This window comes from Psychromonas sp. KJ10-10, assembly GCF_047323245.1.
Lineage (GTDB): Bacteria > Pseudomonadota > Gammaproteobacteria > Enterobacterales > Psychromonadaceae > Psychromonas.
The window spans coordinates 2,550,547-2,572,522 of the sequence record NZ_CP178826.1; the positions used below are offsets into that span (position 1 = coordinate 2,550,547).

At 34.1% G+C, this 21,976-nt stretch carries 19 protein-coding genes and 1 pseudogene; 3 read left to right on the forward strand and 17 right to left on the reverse strand.

Annotated elements, in window-relative coordinates; all coding sequences use genetic code 11:
- Positions 1-6: 6 nt before the first annotated feature.
- The gene (locus ACLKMH_RS14745) at positions 7-306 is read left to right on the forward strand and encodes a hypothetical protein (protein ID WP_413698840.1); all 300 of its coding nucleotides are present in this window, start codon (positions 7-9) and stop codon (positions 304-306) included.
- Positions 300-731: a hypothetical protein gene (locus ACLKMH_RS14750; protein ID WP_413698841.1), complete on the forward strand. Its 432-nt coding sequence runs from the start codon at positions 300-302 to the stop codon at positions 729-731. Before ACLKMH_RS14745 ends, ACLKMH_RS14750 begins: the two co-directional genes overlap by 7 nt.
- 849 nt (positions 732-1,580) lie before the next feature.
- Here ACLKMH_RS14750 and ACLKMH_RS14755 read toward each other — a convergent pair.
- The 6 genes from ACLKMH_RS14755 to ACLKMH_RS14780 form a co-directional block, all read right to left on the reverse strand.
- Entirely contained in the window at positions 1,581-4,583 is a 3,003-nt protein-coding gene (locus tag ACLKMH_RS14755; RefSeq protein ID WP_413698842.1) for a diguanylate cyclase, read from the reverse strand.
- 27 nt (positions 4,584-4,610) lie between these two features.
- Positions 4,611-5,450: a spermidine/putrescine ABC transporter substrate-binding protein gene (locus ACLKMH_RS14760; protein WP_413698843.1), complete on the reverse strand. Its 840-nt coding sequence runs from the start codon at positions 5,448-5,450 to the stop codon at positions 4,611-4,613.
- Between the two features lie 44 nt (positions 5,451-5,494).
- Positions 5,495-5,686 (reverse strand): hypothetical protein, encoded by a 192-nt coding sequence (locus tag ACLKMH_RS14765; protein ID WP_413698844.1) that lies wholly within the window; start codon positions 5,684-5,686, stop codon positions 5,495-5,497.
- A 224-nt stretch (positions 5,687-5,910) separates the two neighbouring features.
- Positions 5,911-6,243, reverse strand: a complete 333-nt coding sequence (locus ACLKMH_RS14770; protein ID WP_413698845.1) for a thioredoxin family protein — start codon at positions 6,241-6,243, stop codon at positions 5,911-5,913.
- A 230-nt stretch (positions 6,244-6,473) separates the two neighbouring features.
- Positions 6,474-6,818: a hypothetical protein gene (locus ACLKMH_RS14775; RefSeq protein WP_413698846.1), complete on the reverse strand. Its 345-nt coding sequence runs from the start codon at positions 6,816-6,818 to the stop codon at positions 6,474-6,476.
- A 27-nt stretch (positions 6,819-6,845) separates the two neighbouring features.
- Positions 6,846-7,184: a hypothetical protein gene (locus ACLKMH_RS14780; RefSeq protein ID WP_413698847.1), complete on the reverse strand. Its 339-nt coding sequence runs from the start codon at positions 7,182-7,184 to the stop codon at positions 6,846-6,848.
- A 128-nt stretch (positions 7,185-7,312) separates the two neighbouring features.
- Here ACLKMH_RS14780 and ACLKMH_RS14785 point away from each other — a divergent pair.
- Positions 7,313-8,056, forward strand: a pseudogene (locus ACLKMH_RS14785) (alpha/beta hydrolase family protein); the annotation flags it as partial.
- Positions 8,057-8,072: 16 nt separating this feature from the next.
- On the opposite strand, the gene ACLKMH_RS14790 reads toward ACLKMH_RS14785, so the two are convergent.
- From ACLKMH_RS14790 to ACLKMH_RS14840, 11 genes are all read right to left on the reverse strand, one after another.
- Entirely contained in the window at positions 8,073-8,702 is a 630-nt protein-coding gene (locus ACLKMH_RS14790; protein WP_413698848.1) for a class GN sortase, read from the reverse strand.
- Positions 8,703-8,977: 275 nt separating this feature from the next.
- Positions 8,978-10,837: a marine proteobacterial sortase target protein gene (locus ACLKMH_RS14795; protein WP_413698849.1), complete on the reverse strand. Its 1,860-nt coding sequence runs from the start codon at positions 10,835-10,837 to the stop codon at positions 8,978-8,980.
- Between the two features lie 123 nt (positions 10,838-10,960).
- Positions 10,961-11,305: a hypothetical protein gene (locus ACLKMH_RS14800; RefSeq protein WP_413698850.1), complete on the reverse strand. Its 345-nt coding sequence runs from the start codon at positions 11,303-11,305 to the stop codon at positions 10,961-10,963.
- Between the two features lie 78 nt (positions 11,306-11,383).
- On the reverse strand, positions 11,384-12,412 hold the full coding sequence (locus ACLKMH_RS14805) for a YHYH protein (RefSeq protein ID WP_413698851.1): 1,029 nt from the start codon (positions 12,410-12,412) through the stop codon (positions 11,384-11,386).
- 261 nt (positions 12,413-12,673) lie between these two features.
- Positions 12,674-15,586 (reverse strand): translocation/assembly module TamB domain-containing protein, encoded by a 2,913-nt coding sequence (locus ACLKMH_RS14810; protein WP_413698852.1) that lies wholly within the window; start codon positions 15,584-15,586, stop codon positions 12,674-12,676.
- 71 nt (positions 15,587-15,657) lie between these two features.
- Positions 15,658-16,635 carry a hypothetical protein gene (locus ACLKMH_RS14815; RefSeq protein ID WP_413698853.1) on the reverse strand — a complete coding sequence of 326 codons (978 nt, stop codon included), beginning with the start codon at positions 16,633-16,635 and terminating at the stop codon, positions 15,658-15,660.
- A gap of 30 nt (positions 16,636-16,665) precedes the next feature.
- Positions 16,666-16,968 carry a BamA/TamA family outer membrane protein gene (locus ACLKMH_RS14820; RefSeq protein WP_413698854.1) on the reverse strand — a complete coding sequence of 101 codons (303 nt, stop codon included), beginning with the start codon at positions 16,966-16,968 and terminating at the stop codon, positions 16,666-16,668.
- Entirely contained in the window at positions 16,914-18,398 is a 1,485-nt protein-coding gene (locus tag ACLKMH_RS14825; RefSeq protein WP_413702358.1) for an autotransporter assembly complex protein TamA, read from the reverse strand. The genes ACLKMH_RS14820 and ACLKMH_RS14825 overlap by 55 nt, the downstream gene beginning before the upstream one ends.
- Positions 18,395-19,738 carry a putative bifunctional diguanylate cyclase/phosphodiesterase gene (locus ACLKMH_RS14830; RefSeq protein WP_413698855.1) on the reverse strand — a complete coding sequence of 448 codons (1,344 nt, stop codon included), beginning with the start codon at positions 19,736-19,738 and terminating at the stop codon, positions 18,395-18,397. The genes ACLKMH_RS14825 and ACLKMH_RS14830 overlap by 4 nt, the downstream gene beginning before the upstream one ends.
- Positions 19,739-19,755: 17 nt before the next feature.
- On the reverse strand, positions 19,756-20,778 hold the full coding sequence (locus ACLKMH_RS14835) for a PAS domain-containing protein (RefSeq protein ID WP_413698856.1): 1,023 nt from the start codon (positions 20,776-20,778) through the stop codon (positions 19,756-19,758).
- Positions 20,779-20,853: 75 nt separating this feature from the next.
- Positions 20,854-21,738: an ABC transporter substrate-binding protein gene (locus tag ACLKMH_RS14840; RefSeq protein ID WP_413698857.1), complete on the reverse strand. Its 885-nt coding sequence runs from the start codon at positions 21,736-21,738 to the stop codon at positions 20,854-20,856.
- Positions 21,739-21,976 lie beyond the last annotated feature (238 nt).

A 21,976-nucleotide genomic window follows, 5' to 3' on the forward strand; every position in this document is an offset into this window, starting at 1 on the left:
ATAGAAATGGAGCGACAAAAATCGATTAGAGAGAAAAACTTACAAGAAAAATTAAAACAGGAACAAATAGCTTATCAAAAAAATCATGTTGATTTCCCTGACTTTGAAATATTTAATGTTATAAAAAATTCTCGCGTTGCAAAGCTGTTAATCCAACTGCGACAGAGAGTGCTCGAAGAAAAAGATTTGCAGTGGTTAGATGATATCGGTTTTGCTAATGAAATTATTTTTACAAAAAATAATTCGCATATTGCCAAACAACATTTACTTAATTGGCAAACAAAAAGAAACCTTGGGAGTTGGTGAATGCGAGTGCGACTTATCGAAAACTGGAACGAGCAAATTCAATCAAGCCAACACTCGATGATTTATATCCATTCAAGTTTGCCAATAGTAATGACAAATTAAAATCGGCATTACTTACCACTTATGGCGGAGTCTGCCGAGATATAAAAGATTTCCGACATTCATTAGCTTTGGGTCATGAAGCTCATGAAGTAACGCCATTAAATTTTCGACCATGCACATTATTAGGAGCCGTATATTTATCAACGGGTGAATTTACTTTAGGTCACGAATGGTATCAAAAAGCAAAAGAAAGAGGCTTTAGTCAAGAAGCTTACGATAATGATATTCGCTCTATTTATAAACGAGCGAGTGACGAAATGAAAAAACAATTAAAACAAAACTTAATTGAAACAGGTCATCGATATAAATGGTTAAACAAATAAAGCATCATTAATAAACAAAGGAAATACTTATGTGGCTTTTATTACGATCGATAAAATTTGTTTTTAAACTTTACTGAATACTCACTAATAAAGATAAAAGTTTGTGGTGGTCAGCATTAATTAAGAGAAACCCTTTAACAAAGCTAAAAGTTCGAAATAAATTTCCAAAAACTAAGTACGGTAAATTTTATTAATAAGGGAAATACCCAAATTATTCTCCAGATTTTAATACAGAGCGCCTACAAATTATCCAAGTTGGTATTTAGAGTCAGCAATAGCAAGGGTTTCAAGCAATTAACTATACGAATGAATGAATTTAACAGGTTGATAATAGAAAGTTTATTGATTTATTTTGCTTATAAAAATAGAAAAACTCAAATAAAAGATCTGGTCTTATAATTCAAAATGGGTTTTGGCACATTAACAATAAAGTGAATTCGAAAAACTGAAAAGTGCAAAAAACATTAAGGATAACAGTATGTTATACATTTTATGTTAAATAGGATTATGGTAAATACATGGAATTATTAGACGAGATCAGATCTGGATCTATAATTCCATTTTCACAAGTGGAGTTCCTATAAACATATATTAAAACTGTATTTAACATAATATACATTATGCGCAGTTATGTGTATTTTATATTGAGGGTATATTCTTAGTAAAAATTATTCAATATGAGGTATTCACTAATATTGAGATTATTGAAAACAATTAATAATTCCTTTTTGAATATGAAATTAAATTAACAATGAATTTAAATTGTTAATTTTAAAAGCTCAATTTCTTACAAGCTAAGAAACTTATAAATATTTAAATTTATCTAAATGCTAGCCAGCTACAAAGTGATTAAATTGATACGAGCTCGTTATTCACTTTGACACAATTTCTACCAGCACCTTTAGCTTTGTAAAGTGCTTTATCTGCTTCTGCTATTAAAACAGTCGCTGAGTGTATCGTTTCTGATACTGACGCTACTCCAGCACTTATGGTTACAGTTCCTTTATCTGAACCAAGATGAACGATGCCCAAACTTTCAATATCAGAGCATGCTTTTTGAATTATTGTAAAAGTTTCCGTTAATGGTAAATCAAAACATAAACAGAATTCTTCTCCACCATAGCGGGCTAAAAACCCGCAATGTTTTTCAGCAACTAGGCGTAAGTTTTGAGCAACGGTTGCCAGACAAACATCTCCTTCTTGATGCCCATAATGATCATTAAACGCTTTGAAATAATCAATATCAATCATAGCGCAACTAAAGAAAGCATTATTATTTTTGGTTTTTTGAAAGGCTTTCCCAATATAAGAATCAAGTGAACGACGATTATTTACACCGGTTAATCCATCTAGGTTTGCCAGTAATTCCATATCATCGTAAGCTCTTTCAAGTGCCTCGGTACGTTGCTTAACTCGTTTTTCTAATTCGAGATTCATATCTCGCAAATGACGGCTTTGCTGGCTTAGCGATAAATGTAAATGGATTCTTGCTAATAACTCAGCATAACCAAATGGCTTAGGAATATAATCATTGCCTCCAACTTCAAAGCCACGTTTTAAATCTCCCTCACGTGTTAAAGCGGTTAAGAAAATAACAGGTAAATTTTCTGTGGAATAGTTTTTGCGTAATTTCTCACACATAGTAAAACCAGATTCATTTGGCATCATCACATCAAGTAAAATGAGGTCAAAATGTTGTCCTTTTGTGGCAATTTTTTCAAGTCCTTCAAAACTTGAAGATGCCGTAGAAACACAGTATCCATTGATTGATAGATAGTTTTCAATGACACGTAGATTAACCAACTCATCATCTACCACTAAGATATGTGGTTTTTCGTCATATGATAAATGTTTGTCTACATTTTCTAGCAATACTAAATCCGTAGCACCATCTTCTAAATTGGCTTGGTTATCAATTAAATCGGATGTTTGATCATTAATAGAATTAGGCATTGCATTTGAGATATCCTCATCACGCTGATTGATTGATGCCTTCGGCAGTGTAAAGGAAAAAATAGTTCCTCCTCCTTGCCTAGCTGAAACCTCAATACTTCCACCATGGCTTTCAATTAATTTTTTAGTAATTGCAAGACCCAACCCGGTGCCAGTTCCGCCTCTTTCAAGTCCTGAGTCTAACTGTTCAAAAGATCGAAAGATGGTATCTATCTCTGTTTCGGGTATTCCAATGCCAGAGTCTTCAACTTGAATACAAATCATGTCGTTATTATCGATAAAGGCACTCACTGCTACATGCCCTTTCGTGGTAAATTTTACTGCATTTCCTACTAAGTTATAGAGTATCTGATATAACCTGCTTTCATCTGCCATAGCGGCGGGAAAATCTACTGCAACTCGGTTTTCAATCCTTAACCCTTTAGGCTCCGCAATCACTCTAATCATTGAAAGCACAAGGTCACTGGCTCCGTGTAAATCGATAGGGTGTAGTGCAAGTTTTAGCGATTGATGTTTGAGTTTAGAAAAATCAAGAATGTCATTTACAAGGTTTGAAAGACGTTGGCCACTGGCAGTGATTAAAGCTAGGTTATCCCGCATTGAATTACTTATCGGTCCGGCAACTCCTTTTTGTAAAGATTCAGCAAGGCCGATAATACCGTGCAATGGCGTGCGTAACTCATGGGAGGTATTTGCTAAAAACTCATCTTTTAGTTTGTCAGCCGCTTTTAAGGAGGCAATCGCTGTTTCTTTGAGTTTTAATGATTCAGCCTGTGCTTCATCTTTTAATCTGCGACTTTCCATTAGTCCATTTGCCATGTGATTAAATTGTGAGGCTAAAAGAGCAACTTCATCTCGTTGCTTGAAAGTCATTCTGGTATCAAATTTTCCACTACCAATTGCTTCTGCACCTTCACCTAATTTATTAAGCGGTTTTACAATTAAAAACTGCAGAAATAGCATTAATAATCCACTAAAAAGTAAAACAAGGATAATACCTACAATTAAAATCGTATGCCTAAGTGAAGTCCCCGCTTCAATTAATTCTACCTCAGGTAAATAACCAACAAGTGTCAGACCTCCTGGTAATTGGGTTGCCCTTAACATTAATTTATTATTATCTACTTCAATGGTTTGTGTAGATTGTGTTTCAATTGCTAAGCGTGCGACCTTTGGTAATTGTTTGTTATCATTAAAATGGATTTTTTGCGACTGTGCGTAAAGTGGTTTTCCCTGTTTGTCGATAATTAAAACGCCTCCCATTTTACCAATAGTCGTATTTTGAATTTGTCTTTGTAAGCGTTTAAGAGAAGTTGAAATTAATAAGTAACCACGATGTGAAGGAGGCATAACAGTCGAATCCTCCTTTGTTGGATCAACAAACATCAGTCGCTGTGCAACCAACATTATTGGCTCTTTGGAACTCTCATCCCATTCAAAGGAAGTCATTGAAGTCATTTTATTTTGGCTTATTTGGTTAAACCAGTCGCTAGACGCACTGTTTTCAATGCGATTCTTACCAACCTCTGAAATAAAGCAACTATCTTCATAACCATCAGGTAAAACGACACAAATTTCTTCATAATCAGGGTAAGCATTATGATAATTAGCAAAGAGGTTCAATAAGGGTAATAAAGCAAATCGGTAACGATCTTCTTCCGCCGTGAATAGGTAGTTTTTTAATAAACTGGTACCAGAAAAAAGCATTGAATTAGCTTTTAAGGTTTGTTCAATCGCTTGTTCATTATCCTTGATTTGATTAATGAGAGAATTCATCTGAGCCAATAAACTTTCTTTAGAGTTATTACGCATACTTTCAAAGGAAAGCGCACTGATCAATAAAATCGGTGCGATAAGTAAGGGAACTAAAATTAAAGGTAGTTTTACCTTAAGTTTCATCAATATATTCCTAAATAGTAATAAAACTTAACGTTTCAATAACGACCATGCTTCAACCATTTTTCTTTGAATTCGAGGCGAAATGTTTTTTACCATTTCACTATTTTGTAGATCTTTTTCACTTGGATAAATAATTTTATTATCTAACATTGCTTTTGGAAGCAATTTACGTGCTTCAATATTTGGTGTTGCAAATTCAAGCGCAAGTCTTGCTTTGGCACTATTCGAAGCTTCTGAAAGATAATTAATAAACTCATAGGCAAGTTCAGGGTATTTTGTATGTTTAGAAACCACCATATAATCCATCCATATCTCCCCTCCTTCCTTTGGAAGAACATAGTGAATTGCCGGGTTTCTTTTCTGCAACAGTAAAGCATCGCCATTCCATGCTTGACCAATCCAGGTTTCACCGGAAACAATGCCCGATTCAGCATTAGTTTTAAAATAGCCATAGGTCTGCACATAAGGTCTTTGTTTATTAAGTAAGGCAATCGCTTCATTTACGGCGTTAGGATCATCTGTATTTATCGAATGTCCCAATCCTTTTAGAGCCAAACCAAGTCCAAGGCGATGGATATCAACTACCATCATTTTTCCACGCCAAGCCTCTTGGGGTTGATAAAATTGCATCCAACTTGTGATTTTATCTTTTATTAAATCAGAGCGATATACTATTCCAAAGGTACCCCATAAATATGGGACCGCGTATTCAGCTGTTCCTTCCCATGCATTTACCCAGCGTTTATCCATTTGCTTAAGATTAGGTACATTGTTTTCCCCAATTGGCATTATCCAATCGCGCTTTGCATAAGGTACAACATCGTTACCATTTATCATGACCACATCATATCTTTTAGGATTATTCATGACATTTTCATCGCGATTATCGGATGACTGAAAGTACTCTTCTCTTATTTTGCATTGGCATTTTTTTCAAAATTCTCTATAACATCTTTACTTACATAAGCGGTCCAGTTATAAAAAACTAACTCGCGTTTTTCTGCCGCATTAATAGCAGTAGTGAATAAAATCATCACAGAACATAACAGTGAAATAATAGCGACATTTAAAATTGAATATGATTTTTTAAGTAGTTGGCTCATAGAAGTCTCTTCTTTTTCCCTATAGTTACATTAAGATAGTAGAGAAATAAATTATTATCCAACTGGAGTAGATAATTTTTCTTTAAAGACAATAAGGTATAGAGGTAACTGATAAATTTATTAGAAACTTTTTTTATTGGAGAATAGAATGCGTTATTTTTTTATGCACTTATCATTTGAATCTTATACTTAAAATTGTATGCATAGAGCTTATAAAAAATTATTTAGACTTTAATTATTTCACGTAATTGTTGAATATTTGTTGGTCGAACAACTCTTGCAACTTCATTGTTGTTTTTCATAAATATAAATGTAGGCCAAAGTTTAACGCCAAAAATACGTCCAAGCTTTTTACCTTTACCATCATATATTTTGATATGTTTCAGATCTGGGGTTTCATTTAACAATTCTTCAGTCGCTGAAAATGCAGATTGGCAATGTCCACACCAAGGAGCACCAAATTCCAAAAGGTAGTTGCCCTTAATTTCTTGCAATTGTTCGAGTGTCAGTAAGTTTTCTGAGTAGTCAGGATCAAACTCTCTGTTGCTTTCTTCCATAACAATTTTTCCTATTGCAAATTACAAAATTGATTTACATTTCTTGAGCGTTATATTTGATTCTTGTTGAATCACTCTATTAAAAACCAAAATATTGTTAATATTGGCCTTCACCATAAGCTGGTTTACCTGCTACTAGTTCATAATTTTTCATTATTTGTTGGCGATTATCATCCGTTGCTTTTACTGTTGTTTTCTTTAAATATTTTCTTAATGGCTCAGGTAATCCATCAACATCTTTGACAATACATAACTCTTTTAGTGTTTGTTGCTTGCGTATTGTTATCTTTCTTTTGGAAAGCTCTAACCATTACAGCGTCGTTTTCTGATGGAGTAAATGTATAAGAGAATTCTCCATAGGCCGATTTATAATAATATGTGCCTTCTTCAATCTCTGCTGTGTTAGTAAATACAACAGACGGTTTTAAACGGTTTAAGTTATTTAAATCTTCTCCGCACATTAATCCGTGAACAATAATATCCATCTTTTTATCAAGATAAATATCGCGAGAACCTTCAACGGAAAATGCGACCGAACTGCTTGTTAATATTAATATTGTGATAAGTTTTTTCATTAATTCACCTATTAAATTTGATTTAATCTACTCACTGCAGGGACAAGAAACTGCAGGTAAATAATTAAGTTTATTTTGCTTAAATAATGTAAATACCGTAAACAGTTGCTGTCGTATTTCAATGATGAAATCATCTTCATTTTCAGAAAAAAGTGTTTTATCAGATTCATATAACCAGCCACTACAACCAAAACCTACGAGCGGTAATTCATCTGGTTGAATATGTTGCTCTTCAGCAATTTCAATGATTAATGACTGTCCATTAGCTTGAAGAAACCAAGAATAACCATCAATTTTTCCTCTTGCCTTGTTCACCTTAGCAAACACTATACTACCTGACCAGTTTTCACCTGATAATGACACCATTGGAAATCCTTATAATAATTAAACGCCCTTTTACCTATCGTTCTATTAGGTAATATCAAATAGACATACTAATTTAGAATATTTACATTATTAACATTAGAATGATTAACATAAAGGGTAACAGATCCATGAAGACAAAATTAGAATTTTCTAGCCAAGGGCAAAAGTTAGCCGCTCTGTTAGAAACACCTGAACAACCAATCCGTGCTTATGTATTGTTTGCTCACTGCTTTACCTGCGGTAAAGATATTGCAGCGACTTCTCGCATCAGTCGTTATTTAGTAGAACATGGATTCGCTGTTTTCCGTTTTGATTTTACTGGATTAGGAAATAGTGATGGCGATTTTTCCAATACTAACTTTTCATCGAATACTGAAGATTTATTAGCGGTACGCAAATTTTTAGAGCAACATTATCAAGCCCCTCAATTATTAATTGGACATAGCCTTGGAGGCGCGACTATTTTGGCCATTGCTGATCAATTGCCTAAAGTGAAGGCACTGGTGACTATAGTCGCTCCTTATGAAGCAAGTCATGTTATTCACAATTTTGGTGAGCATATTGACACTATTGAAAAAAATGGACTAGCAAAAGTCAATTTAGGGGCCCGGGAATTTACCATTAAAAAACAATTTATAGATGATTTACGTAGTCACACAACTGAACATATAAAACACTTAGATAAAGCTTTATTAGTATTTCACTCTCCCGTTGATCTTGTGGTTGATATTAGTGATGCAGAGAAGATTTATAAAACAGCTAAACACCCCAAAAGTTTTGTTAGTCTTGATAATGCAGACCATCTTTTATCTAAATCCGCCGATAGTGAGTATGTTGCGCAAACAATTTCTGGCTGGGCAAGTCGTTATATTTCTTAATCTTAATTTTTTAAGCAGTGATAATACGTTTTGCTATCACCACAAAACGTAAATCACTATTAACAATAGAGCTATCAAAGGGGTAACAAGTAATTAGCGTTACAATTTCTTCTCCTGTTTGCGCTAATACCGATAAATTAGTTTCATTGATGATTTTAGTTTCACTGACCTGATACTGATAATGTTGCTGATCTGCCGTATTAATGGAAACTTTATCACCAATATCAATGTTTTTAAGAACCTTAAAATGAGTATCATTATGTGCAAAAATAACGCTATTTCCCCCTTCTGTAAACAGAGAAGAACTTGCTAACCAACTTGGAGCAAAAGCAAGATTACTTCCCGTTGCTCCGGTTAATATAATCAGAGGTTTATGCTGATTAATGGTTAATTTAGCTAAGGGGTAGCCATCCGCCCATGACCATGCCTTATGTGGTAAAAAATCTTGCTGTTGCTTCTGCCATGCAACTTCTAATAGAACCTGAGCAACCTGAGCTTTAACTTTGATATAAGCCCCCTTTCCAAAAACAGATAATGCTATAACAGAATAAACGAGTAAAAATTTAAGGAAGAAAGAAAGCCCTAACCATTTTTTCAACAGTTTATTAAATAATGGAATAACCTTGTCTATTGTTTTCATATTAGCTATTCCTTTTTTTAGATGGGTCAGGCTTCTCAAATTTAATCCTAACTTCATTTTAAAAAACCATAAAAAGAGCGCTAATAATTGCATTGTTAAACCAAGTTTAATCAAGCTATCGCTAGCAAAACCAGTTTGTGGCAAAATTTGTTGGTCGCCTTTAGGTAAGTTGTTTTTTACTTGTGTCTCTTTACTTTTTTGATGAATAGGACGAACAGGTGACTTATCAACTGCAATTAAACTGGTGTACTTAGTTACTAAATGATGCTCTATACCTAACTCAGTAATAAGTGATTTTTTTGCTCTGTTGAATAACGCTTATTAAGAGAAATATCATCTATTTTTTCACGAGCCCATAATTGTGAGATACCCTGAGCATTGGTGTTAGAATCAATATTTACCGTTTTTGACCAGCTTGTCTTTTTACCCATTTCTAATTCAGTTGCATTAATAACGATACTTTGGCCCTGTTGGTTTTCTGGGATTTTCATAACCAATTGTAAAGGTTCATTTTGATATAAATCGGTTAGGTTTTTTGGCCAGTAATCAAGCTTACTACCATCCTGCCAGGTGATTGAAATGTCCTGTAATACAGGAGAAGAAATTTTATGAAATAAGGAAGATACCTTTTCATTTACTTCATCTATTTTGCCAATATAAGTGTAAGTTCCTTTTCCAAATGAGGCACTTCTAGTCATAAAATAGCGATTAGGTGCGGAACCTATACCAACCATAAATAAGCGCTGTTGACTTAATTCATTTTGTATCTTTTCAAGTAATTGGTCTTCATTACTGATACTTGCATCTGTGATAAAAATAATTTGTTGTAATTTTTCTTCACTCTGTGGTCGAGTAGTTAAGGCTAATGTTAATGCGTCCTGCATATTCGTTTCGCCTGACGCCTTCAAATGAGCTATGTAGCCATTGGCAATCCTTTTGTTAAGAGGATTTGCTGTCATAAACGCTGTTGAGAAAAGTTTCGCTTTATTATTAAAATCAATAATATTAAACCTGTCATTGTCATTGAGTTGTTGAATACCATATTGCAATGCTTGTTTAGCCTGAATTATTGAACTACCAGACATTGATCCAGAGGTATCAATAACAAACAAAATATCTTTATTAAATACTTTATGTTTTATGTCTTGTTCATGGTTATTTTGGGCAGGTAAAAACATTAATTGCCCATAGTGATGATTAGTTGTTTGTTGGTGATAAAACGACGCTTTATTTTGGTCGTTGTTATTCGTTTTCCAGCTTAAAACAAAATCATGATCTGCTATCACAGCCTCAGTTAAAGACACTTGATAATGATTTTGGCTTATCCGTTGATGATGGATTTTATGATAAGGGCTGGCTATTTTATTTAATGCTACTTGAGAGGAAATGTTTGCAGTGATGTTCATTAATAATTTGGCATTATTTACTGATCCGACCGAGTTTGTAGTCATTGTAGCAAGTTGTTTATTTTCTTCAGATACAAGCCGATTGTTTAATGAAGTTTCTAATTCTTCAGTGTTTGCTTTGTCCTGAGTTTGATTTACCTTTTTTGCATATGAACTAAAATCCTTTTGCTCAATACTATTTGTAGCTGGCGAATACCTAGGTGTGATGGTCATTGGATAATGTAAACTGAACTGTCCGTCACGGTATAAAATTGAATCTTGATATTCTATTTCAACAATTACCGTTTCATGGGGAGCAATATTAGCAACGTCAGTGGTAAAAATATTACTACGTTTTTGTGTTAGTAAGCTTGCCTTTTTACCTGCTTGTTTGGCATCTTGGTAAATTTTTTCTGCTTGTTGTTTTGGTTTAATTTCACCTTCAATTATACGCTCACCAATCTTCAAACGAAGATGATCAACCGCTGATTTATCAGGTAAGGGAAAAATATATTTGGCATTAATCCATTCATCTGTTTTATTTTTAAATACCTGTTTAACGGTGACACGATTAATGAGCCCATTAATTTGCATGTTAATATCGCTATTTAATAAAGGGGCGACCACCCTTTTTCCCTGATGGTCATTAAAAACTAAACCTACTAAAGGCTGATTTTTTTCTAAAGCTACACTATTTAAACTACATAATAATGCTACGCAATAACTAATATTTTTTAACATTTTAAGCATACACCCTCCTTTTATGAAGAGCTTATTAAAACAAATAGTAATGGCAAACAAGGGGAGGAAATGTGGTGATGTGATGAGCAATAATGGCGAAATAGTGGCTATTTCACCATCATAAATATTGTTTTAATCTTTGTGACTGTGCCCTTCTTCGAGCAATTCAGCTGGACTCAGGCTTTGATTAACAGATATTTTTTGTATCGGTTGATTACGGACACAGATTAAAGTTTCGACCATATATTGACAGCTACCGATATATAAATCATTGTGAGCTCCTTCATATTGGCAATTATTAGAACGTTCTTTATCAACACAAACAGCGATAGATTTTTCATTAAGATGCCCAGAATGAGCCTGCGCATTATGATAGAAAATAATAAAAGTAAGCAGAAAAATACCTGTAAAAACTCGCTTTAAAGTATTTTCAGAAAATGGTGAAGATACGGCTCTGTTTGAAATAAAAAATGGCATTAGTATCTAACTTCCTTTGATTAAAAAATAAATTAAGGCAACACTTGGTCATTGATATAACCAAATGATAACAAACAATTATTCAGGCTTTGGTGGATGATCACCACCTGGAGGTGGTCCGCCAGCGCCTTGATTGCTTCTTATAGTTTCACCATGCATACAACCTATAAACATATTTTCACTAGCACTAGCAACATGGTAGTGATAGCCACGAATATCATCAGTTGTACCACGACACTCATCTAAGGATTCTTCCTTTCCTTGTGCATCTTTCATGGCATAAATTGCATAACCGTCAGTAGCGTAACCAATTAATTCAGCATGGCCATCTGTACTTTCAAAGGTTTTGTCAGTACATCCCGTAGAAGCATGGTAATGATAACCTTGATGTACATTAATATGACCGCCACAATCATCAAAGGCGACAATCGTATAACTACCTAAAATTGCATCTATTGGCGCCGGTCCAGATAACTCTGCACCATCAAGTGCGATGCCTACAGTACGTACTCGACCTGTTTCTGCGGCAGGAATCGGGGTTGTTGGTATTAAATAGGTTAATGAAAAATCGTCATCAAGGTATGACAGTTCACATTCAATACAGTTTTGTTGATATTCGGCTTCAACATTGGGTTTTGCCGCACCTAAACAAGCTTCCTTTGTTGCTGTATAACGAACTTTATTGGTTTTTATATCGTAAACTTGCCACTTTTCATCATCATAATATTCATCCAGTTTTAAAATAAACTGTCCTGTTATATCAACTAAATCACCACTACCATCTTTACTAAACCAAGCGCCACCTTGCTCTGCGCCATCACTTATATTTCTTGGACAAAAGGCTCCAGGCATTCTACCTGCCGGTGCACCAGAGGTTTTTAATTCGTAACAGGTTGTTTCTGTGCCAGCTGTGGTAACACAATCTACAATTTTAGGTGTTTCGCTAAAGGCGCCATCAATAAACATTGAAATATCAATACCTGGTTGAGCCTTTAATGATTCTTTGGCGGGGAAATTACTTTGGTTAGAAGAAAGTGCATATCCTGAGAAAGAAAGTGCACTAACGGAAATAAAGCTGATCGATAATGTTTTTGAGGGTAATCGCATTTTTAGTATCCTAAATTAATACATAAATTTATTGATATGCAGTATAAAGCAATAGAAGTTAACTAGTGGTTAACAAGTATCTGGATAAGCAAAACAATACAGTACCGTTATTTACGCGTATTTCTGCGTTAAATCACCTCCCAATAACCCGTTATTGCTTCGATAATTCGCTTCCATTATCCAGAACTGAGGTTACTTAAGCATAGGTTAAATGAAATGTAATAGTTGAGATAAAAGTAGGAGCTACATCTCATTTAAAACCTAATCCCAATCCCATTCATAATAAGCATCTACTGCCTGATCGATACCACTTGATGCTTCAATATAAAATTTCTCAAATAATTTATAGCGTATAGCAAAAATTGAGAAGCTATCAAAGACACCGACGCCATAACTGAGCTCAATACCTGGGGCAACTTCACCTCTAACGCCAACTGATTGCTCATCGCCGCTACCACTTGAAGATAAGGATAAATCTTTAATTCCGATGCCTTCACCAATACTACTCATTAATCCGTCAGATTGCCCAGCGACAATGTCAATTAGCATATTCGCCATAGAGCTACTTTCAGAAGAACTATCAAGCGCTTTACCTCGTGTTAAATAGGACAAAGCTTGTTGTTGTGCCATAGCAGGATCGGAAAAAATAACTAATTCTAATTCATCCGGCGTACCTGTTACACGAACACCAGCAGTCACATCATCTTCTACGTTATCAGGGTCTCTAATTGCTTCGATTGATAAGTAGGGAGAATCAGGTGCACCTTGAAAAACAACACGGCTATCCTGTAAAACTAATTGTTGTCCTAAAGAGCGATAACTACCATCTACAAAACTTAATTCACCATTAATAGTTAAATCCTTTTTTAATTCCTGCTTAACGATCAAATTACCATTAATAAAGGTGTCTAAACCTAAGGCGACTAATTGGAATTCATCTCCCATGTCTAGATTAAGGTCAATAACCATCGGCAGACTAGGCACTACTTTTTCTTTTTCTACATCAACAATAATAATGTCTTTGGACTCAGATACTGCCCCTGCAGGGACTTCTTTAATGACTAATTTACCTCTATCAATATCTAAATTACCCTTAACAATTATATTTTCATTCATTGTTACGGAAATATCAGGACTTAGAAATAGATCGATTTTACCATAGTCATAAACTTCAAGTTTATGACCAGATAGGACAACATTGCCAGTTGGTTTATCCGACCAATCAAACTCCCCTTTTATTAATGCAAGTCCGGGTATTGCATCATTTAAAGCTGATGCCTTTGGCTCATTTTGAGGGATAATTTGAGAACCTATTTTCTTTACTGATTTGTCTAAGATATTAAGCGTATTCGTTAACAATGGAATATTTGCAACTTTCTCACCAACTGTGTTATTGGTACTGCTTGTATTAAAGGAACCATCCAAACTTGCTTTGGTATCATCAATATTAACAACACTTTGTAACTCATAAATCTTCATCGGCAAACTAGGTGCACTAATAAGAGCATTTTCAATTTTAACTTCACCATTAACTAATGGTTTTTTTAGATTGCCTGCCACTTTTAACTGACTATTTAACTGACCTTTTAACATTTCCAATTGTGGGATAAGAGGCAAAAACAATTCAAAATCTGGAAAATTGATATCAATTGTTGAGTCAATTTGAGGGCTGTTCTCATAAGGCGTAACATCAGCATCTACTTTAATATTAACTAATCTTTCAGAAAATATATCAGCGTCGAGGGTTATATTTTTATCCTCTCCCGCTACATTTAAGTTAAAAGCTTGCAAAGGATATTCATTAACTGTCTTCGTCTCCAAATCACTTTTTATGATTAAAAGTAAATCTTCAGAAGCAATGTTCGCAGTAAAGTTTGGTTTCTGTTGTTTTTCCCAGCCTATTTTTGCGCTTGCAGAAAGAGCGCCGGCCAACCTTAATTGTTCAGGTAAGAATGGGTTTACATTAGTTAACAAGTATTTATCGATATCAAAGACAATGTCTCCAGTTTCACCAACATTAAATTTGTGTATACAAAAGTCTCCGGCGTTCTGTTTTGCACTTTTGCCATCTGGGCTAGCTTGAACTTGCCAACAATGCGCTGTTAAGTTGATATTATTGCCATTCTGAGTAACAGAAAATGGTTTTAACAAAGACAGATCCTGTTCAGGTAAATAAAATACTGCCTGATTAAATTCGGTTAATAATTCCTTGTCAGTTTGAGTGACATCTAACGTTAAGTCTGTTGAAACTAATTCACTGTTTAACAACAAATCGATAGTATGTTTTATATTATCTGTCGCGGTTTTAGCATTTGTAACTTGAACGTCAATATCATCAATCAGTTGATCATTAACCTTGATATTTGTAGCATCTAAGTTTAATGACAGACTTGGCTTATCAGTAATTAAAGCGGTACTTTGTAGTGCTAGTTTTTCAACTTGATAAGATTCATAAGATAGTTCTTGTGCACTCAACTCACTGCTAATATCTAATTCATCCATAGGTCCTTTAATATTGATTTTACCCTTTATTTGTCCAGCGACTTGTAAGACAGCATGACTTAAATCGGTAATGTTTAAATCAATATCAAGATTATTCTGCTCGGCAAATAATCCATTAATAACAAATGAATTATCAGCATTGTTAAGATTTAAATTATCAAAATTAATACCCTGTTGATTATTACCGGAAACACGTCCTGAAAGAGTTAGAGGACGAGCAAGTAATTCTCCGTTGACTTGTAAAGTCGGGAAATCAAACTGCCAATCTGGCTTACTATTTTCATAAAGAACCACCTCTACTTGCTGATTTATTAAGCCAGAAAAGTGTCCATCATAGGCAGTTTCTAAGGTTTTTAAATCAATGTCTGTTATTTTTAATTGCCCTAACCAGTCGATTTTATCTTTCCAAGTTAATAGTCCAGAAAAGTCAATTTCACCATCAAGGGTATTTACTTTAAGGCTTTCAACATTTAGGTGTTGCAAATCGCCCTGTGTACTTAAAGACACTGTACCTGAGGGTAATGTCTCAATTTCATATTCAGTTTGTAACTTGATTGTTTGGTCATTTAAAGCACCTTTACTTGTAAAACTACCCTGTTTACTCGTATATTGTGCCTCTCCAGTTAATGGCCAAGCTAAGTTTTTCCAGTCTAGGCTAACGGAATGTGGCAAATTTTCCGCAAACAAATTTAAATGAGAAATTAATTTAATATCTAATTTATTAGATAAAATTAAGTCTGTGTTTAAATCAGATAAACTCCCTTTGAGCTGAGTTTATAATTTAATTGAGAAAGTAAGTCCTGCGGTTGAAGTTGTTTAACATTTTTAACTTGCCCTACAATATTTAATGATAAAGGATAGTCATCAATAAAGTTAATTTCACCATCGAGGTTTAATTGAGTTTCTGGAATATCTAATTCAAGTTTACTAATGGCTAATTTTGTTTGTTTAAAAGATAACGATGTTTGAAAGGCATTTAACTCAAATAAAGTATCTGTATTTTGTACAAGTTTAAATCTTTCAAGTACAAATGACTCAAGGTTAATATTTAGAGGCAATTTAACGGTAGGTAACATTTCCGGTGTTATCAGTGAAGGAATTGACGCTATGCTTAAGTCCATTTTTTTCTTTTGATTATTAGTAGTAGTAGAAACACCGTTATTACTTTCTTCGACAGAAGCAGGCAAAGTGACTAATAAACCATTGATCTTTGATGATAAAGAAAGGTTATTTCCAGCGACAAAGGCTTGTAGTGAAAATTCATTTAAATCAACTTCCATTTCACCCATTATAAATTTAATACGCGATAAATTAATATCATCGATATGGATATCTATAGGCAGATCTATTTCAATGGGGCCTTCCGATACAACCGGTTCTTCTTCAACTTGCTCTGAAGTAGCTGGTAATTGGATCACTGCACCATCAACATTTAAAGAGTCTAAACATAGGTTATTAAATAAACATAACCAGTCAAACTGATAACTAAGGGATTCAATTTCGATACTTGTTTCACCATCTCGCCAAGCGACTTGCTCATAACGAGGTGAGTTAAATAATGAGCCTTCAACTAATTCTATGTTTAAACGTGTTTCAAATTGCTTAGCAAGAGAAAGCAATGACTGGCTTCCTGTATGTGTGAAAAATACAAGACTGACAGTTAGCAATAAGATAAACAATAATGAGACTAAGCTGATAAAAGTGAATTTTACAATTTTCATTAATTTATTTTTCATTTTTTAGTTCGAATCTCATAATTCAGGTCCAATCATAAAATGAATGGCAAAGGAATTAATTTCATTAGTTATTGGCTTAGCGACATAAAAACGGATAGGTCCGACTGGAGAAGCCCAAACAACGCCACCTCCGGCACTACTTGATAATTCTTCAGAGAAATCATCCGTTGCCGTACCAACATCAGTAAACACAGCAAATTTCCATTTATCTGTAATTGGATAACGATATTCAAGACTAGCAACGGTTAAGTATTTAGCTCCAATTAAAAAGCCATCGTCATCTTCAGGTGCGATGCTTTCATAATCAAAGCCACGCACACTTTGGTCTCCACCTGTAAAAAACGCATCGATGAGGGGACACTGTAAATCGAATCTGTTTGAATCGCTCCCAATTCGGCAGAAGCAACAAATTGGTGGCCATTATAGGTTCGAAGTATTTTAGATTCGCCATAAACCTTGATTAAATCATCACTCGATAACCACCATTCATTTGCAACTTCAAATGAACCTAAAAGTCTATCTCCCCAGGTGGTATTTATACCTCCTCGAGATCGTGTACGACTATAGCTGATACCAGGTATGATCAAAGCATTACGAAAATCCTGCTGTCCTTGTTGCCCTTTTTCATGGTCATAACGAATAAAGATACTTCGGATCCAATCATTTTCTAAACGCCAGTATCTATTCGCGCCTATTATATATTGCGTGGTATCAGTATCATTTTGGTCTAACATTTTATAGCCATATTGTAATGACATATAATTATATAATGGATCTTCAAGTGGAATTTTATAAACTACTGAAGCTTCCTGTTCAGGAATAGAAGCAACTAAATTACCTTCTACTGAATGCCCGTATTGATTTACCCAAGGGCGTGTCCAACCAAACTTTCCACGAACACCTTCATCGGTAGAATAACCCAAACCTGAAGTGAAGGAGTCCTCAGGACGCATGGTTGCAAGTACTTGTAATGGAATTTGAAGGTCTTGTTTATTAGCAAACTCAGGTAAAATAGTGATGCTTTTAAAATAACCTGTTTGACTTAAATCTGCATTGAATTCACTTAATTTGCGTGCATCATAGGGGTCACCAATATTAAAGTTTTTTAAACTTTCAACATATTTATCAACGGGTAAAATTTCAGTAAATACTAGTTCACCAAATTGGTAACGAGGTCCTGTATCAAACCAAATTACTACACTTGCACTGTTATTAAGAGATGTTACTTCTACTTTAGATTTTGTAAATTTTGAATCGAAATATCCATAACGTCGAGCAAGGCTTTTTAAGCTACTTTTAGCTGACTCATAATTAACATGTTTCAATACCATGTCTTTAGATAAAGAGAAAGAATCTAACAGATCATTAAAAAAAGCAGTGTCTTTACCTTCACCAAAAACTTGAATGTCAGAGGAAGTGATCAAGGTTTGTGGGCCGAGCTCAACTTCTAATGTGACACTTTGTTGTGGAGCCTCTCCGCTAACACTGGTGTTGATTTCTGGCTGATAATAACCAAAAACAGACAAAGCGGATTTTGCTGATTTTTTTACTTCATCTAAATAATCATTATTTTCAGCTTGTTTAGGTATATCTAACGCCTGTAGATAGATTTCTACATTTGATTTATTTTCACCACTTATTCCATCAATAATATATTTAATGTCAGCAACACTATAGGCCGAATAAAAAAAGAAACAAAAAAGCTTAATGGTATTATATTTTTTATCATTGGTTTTATTAAAATCTATGTTTTTTTAAATAAAAGAGTTTGAAATTCCTGTTTTGCCATAGGCAAACCAACAAGATATCCTTGGAATTGTGTACAGCCCTTTTCAATTAAGAAGGTTAATTGTTGTTGTGATTCGACACCTTCCGCGACAACTTCAAGTTTTAAAGACTGCGCCATTTTAATAATCATGGTCACTATTACCTGTTGATTCTCATTTTGCATTAGGTCTGCAATAAAGGATTGATCGATTTTAAGCGTAGAAACAGGTAATACACTTAAATATGAGAAGGAAGAGTAACCTGTTCCAAAATCATCAATTGCAAAACAAAAACCAAGTTCACGTAAGCGATTAATTTTATTAATTGCTAAGGCTTTATAGTTTATTAATACTTCCTCGGTAATTTCAATTTCAATACGATTAGCGTCAACTTTTGTTGATTCTAAATATTCTTTGATTAAATCAGTGAAACCCACTTGCAACAGCTGATTAGGGCTAACATTAATTGATAATCGAGTAAACGTATCAGGTAAACCTATTGTTTGCCATTCTGCAAGTTGCTTAAAGGCTGTCTTTAATATCCAATCACCTAAAGGTAAAATTAAACTGCTATCTTCGGCAACAGGAATAAACTCAGAGGGATTAACCCATCCCTGTGAACCATGCATCCAACGGATCAATGCCTCCGCGCCTATTAGGTTGCCTTCAATATCAACACGTGGTTGAAAATAAAGGCTAAATTCATCATTATCTAAACCGTGATGGATTTGTTTTTGTAATTGTTTGCGCTTTTGTATTTTTTCTTCAATCTCTTTTGTAAAAAAGGAGATATTACTAAAATGATTTTCATCGGAAAAAATAATCGCCTTTTGCGACTGACGTAATAAATCATTCGCATTACAGTCCGCCATAGGAAATAGTTCAATACCAAAGGCACAGGATAAAATAATTTCTTTGCCTTCAATAACAAAAACTTCTTTTAAGGATTTGTCTAGTTTTTGAGTAAATTCTAATGCTACCTCAGTAGCTTTGTCCTGTTGTTTATGTAAATCAGGCAAAACAGCAACAAACTCACTGCCTGAGAGGTGCGCAATAAAATCATGTTCTGCTTTTATCTTTTCTATTCTTCTAGCAATATCATATAAAAGCGGATCACCTCGATAATTTCCATCAAAATCATGAATACTTTTATATTGATTACACTCAATGAAAACAATAGCACAGTATAAGTTTTGGTATTTAGCCCGAGACGATACTTTTTCTATATGTGCAAGTAACTGATTTCTATTCGGTAATTGAGTAACAGCATCTAACTGTGCCTGATAAATTAGTTTATCCTGTTGTTCTTTATAGTTACTCACATCTGTGCTTGTACCGATTATACGTAAAGGTAAACCATTACCACCCCAAGAAACAGTTTGCCCACGGCTAACAACCCAACGATATTCTCCATTATGGCAACGAACTCTATGTGTGCTTTCAAAAAAGAGTTTTCACCACTAAAGTGATTACTTAAAGCCATTACAACAGAAGTTAAATCATCCTCATGTATTCTATATTCCCATTCTTCGATAGCATCATTAATATCTTCATTTTTGAAACCAAACATTTCTTTCCAGCGATCTGAATAATAAATACTATTATTTTCTATGTCCCAATCCCAGACACCATCTCGTGAACCACTTAAAGCGTATAACAGTCGTTGTTCGTTGTCAGAAATTTCTTCGATATTACTTTTAACAGAACGCATTAAACTAGAAAAAGTGCGTTGTAAAACATCTATTTCACCCCATGCTGTTAAGTTAACTTGAGTCAGGTTATTTAAATCAGAAGATTTTGTGGCTTGAATTAATTTGTTTAAGGGTAAAACAACAAATTTATTCATAATATAAATAAGAACGAATAAACTGACTAAAAGGATCACTGTCATTTTTATTAGCGAAAATAATGCTTGATACCTAAGATCAGTAATCGCCGAGGTTAATGAGTAACGAATGAAAATTAAACCATTAAATTTTCGATTTAAACTGTTTCCTTTTGATAACATTTGCATAGGTGCATATACAATCAAATCCTGAGAAATTTTATTGTATTGAAAAATGAATTCATTTTTTTCAATTACCTGATTAAGTAAATCACCGTCGTAATACTTCAATTGAAGTTTTGCAAACATATATTTGTTACGTAAATTGTTACTTAATACAATCTGCTGGTTATGGTCTACAACCGCGATACTCTTAAAGTTTTGGTCAAGTGCAGTTTCAGATACTATGTTTTGTGCCTGAGCTTTTTCTAAACGCATTAAGGAATTAGATAAAGTTGTTTGTAAATTACCTGCAATGCCTTTGATATATTGTTCTTTTTCACTATATAACTTTTTTTGTGCTGTCTGTTGTTCCACAAAAAAACCGTGCCAAGTAAAAGCAAAAATATAAAAAATATAATCGATGGAATAATAATATTAAGCGAAAATTTATTAAGGTTTTGCATAAACAACACTCTCTAAAATTCGTGTAGAGATAATAGAATGAAAATCATTTGGGATTTTACCAAGCATGTTTTTTTCAGTCATAAATTTACTGAGTTGATTTGCTTTTAATTCAACATTCGATGGAGATCCTGATAATCTCATTAACGCATCCTTTGGTTCGATAAAACTCGCTCCTTTAAAGGATTCTTCTAATAAATAAGGGTAAATTTGTAGACGCACAGCAATAGTTGTTAGTGCATCTTCTGGTTTCTGTAAATAATAATCATAAGCATCGTAAAAACGTTTTAATAAATAAACCAATTGTGACTCTTTACTTTGTAATATTTCTTTCCGTGCCACCATAAGATGTGTAATTCGATGTTGTAATACATTTGAATTAAGTATCTCACGTGCACCGAGTTGTAATAATTGCTGTTTTTCAGGCTCCCTAACAATCAAGCCTTCGATATTGCCCTGCATATAAACATCTTTTGCTTCGCTTTGTTTAACTTCAAACAATTGTAGGGTTTGATTATTCAAATTAGACAACGAAAATAACTCATTTAATAACAATGCTCCTGCCGCTTTATTTTCATAACCTATTGAATGCCATTTTAAATCTTCGATAGTTTTTATTTCAGGCTTAACTAGCAAGGCATCCCCGCCTGTTGATTGTCCAATCACTGAAATGATGCTCAAATCAATACCCAAAGCGACAAGTGTTAGTACCTCATCAAGTGAAAGGAATGCAACATCTAATTTTCCTGTTTGAAATGCTTGTATGACACTACTTGAGGACGGTAGTTCCGATAATGAGTATTGATCTTTTGGCAGGTAGCCTAATTCACCCGCTAAAAACAAAAATTCGAAATTAGGCCAAGGCGCAAGCACCTACCATCAATTTTTGTTTATATGGCTGACAGGCAAAGAGAAATAACAGTGAGCAAAATAGCATTGCTATAAGCTTAGATTTTAAATTTGGTAGAATCATAGAAGCCTAACACATTAAAATGTAGTCAATATATTGAAAAATAGTTGTGATGATGACAGAAATACAGATACAAAAAAACCGCTATTTAAAAGTAAATAACGGTTTTTTTAGTAATATTAGTGGTTGGTTTAGTTAAAA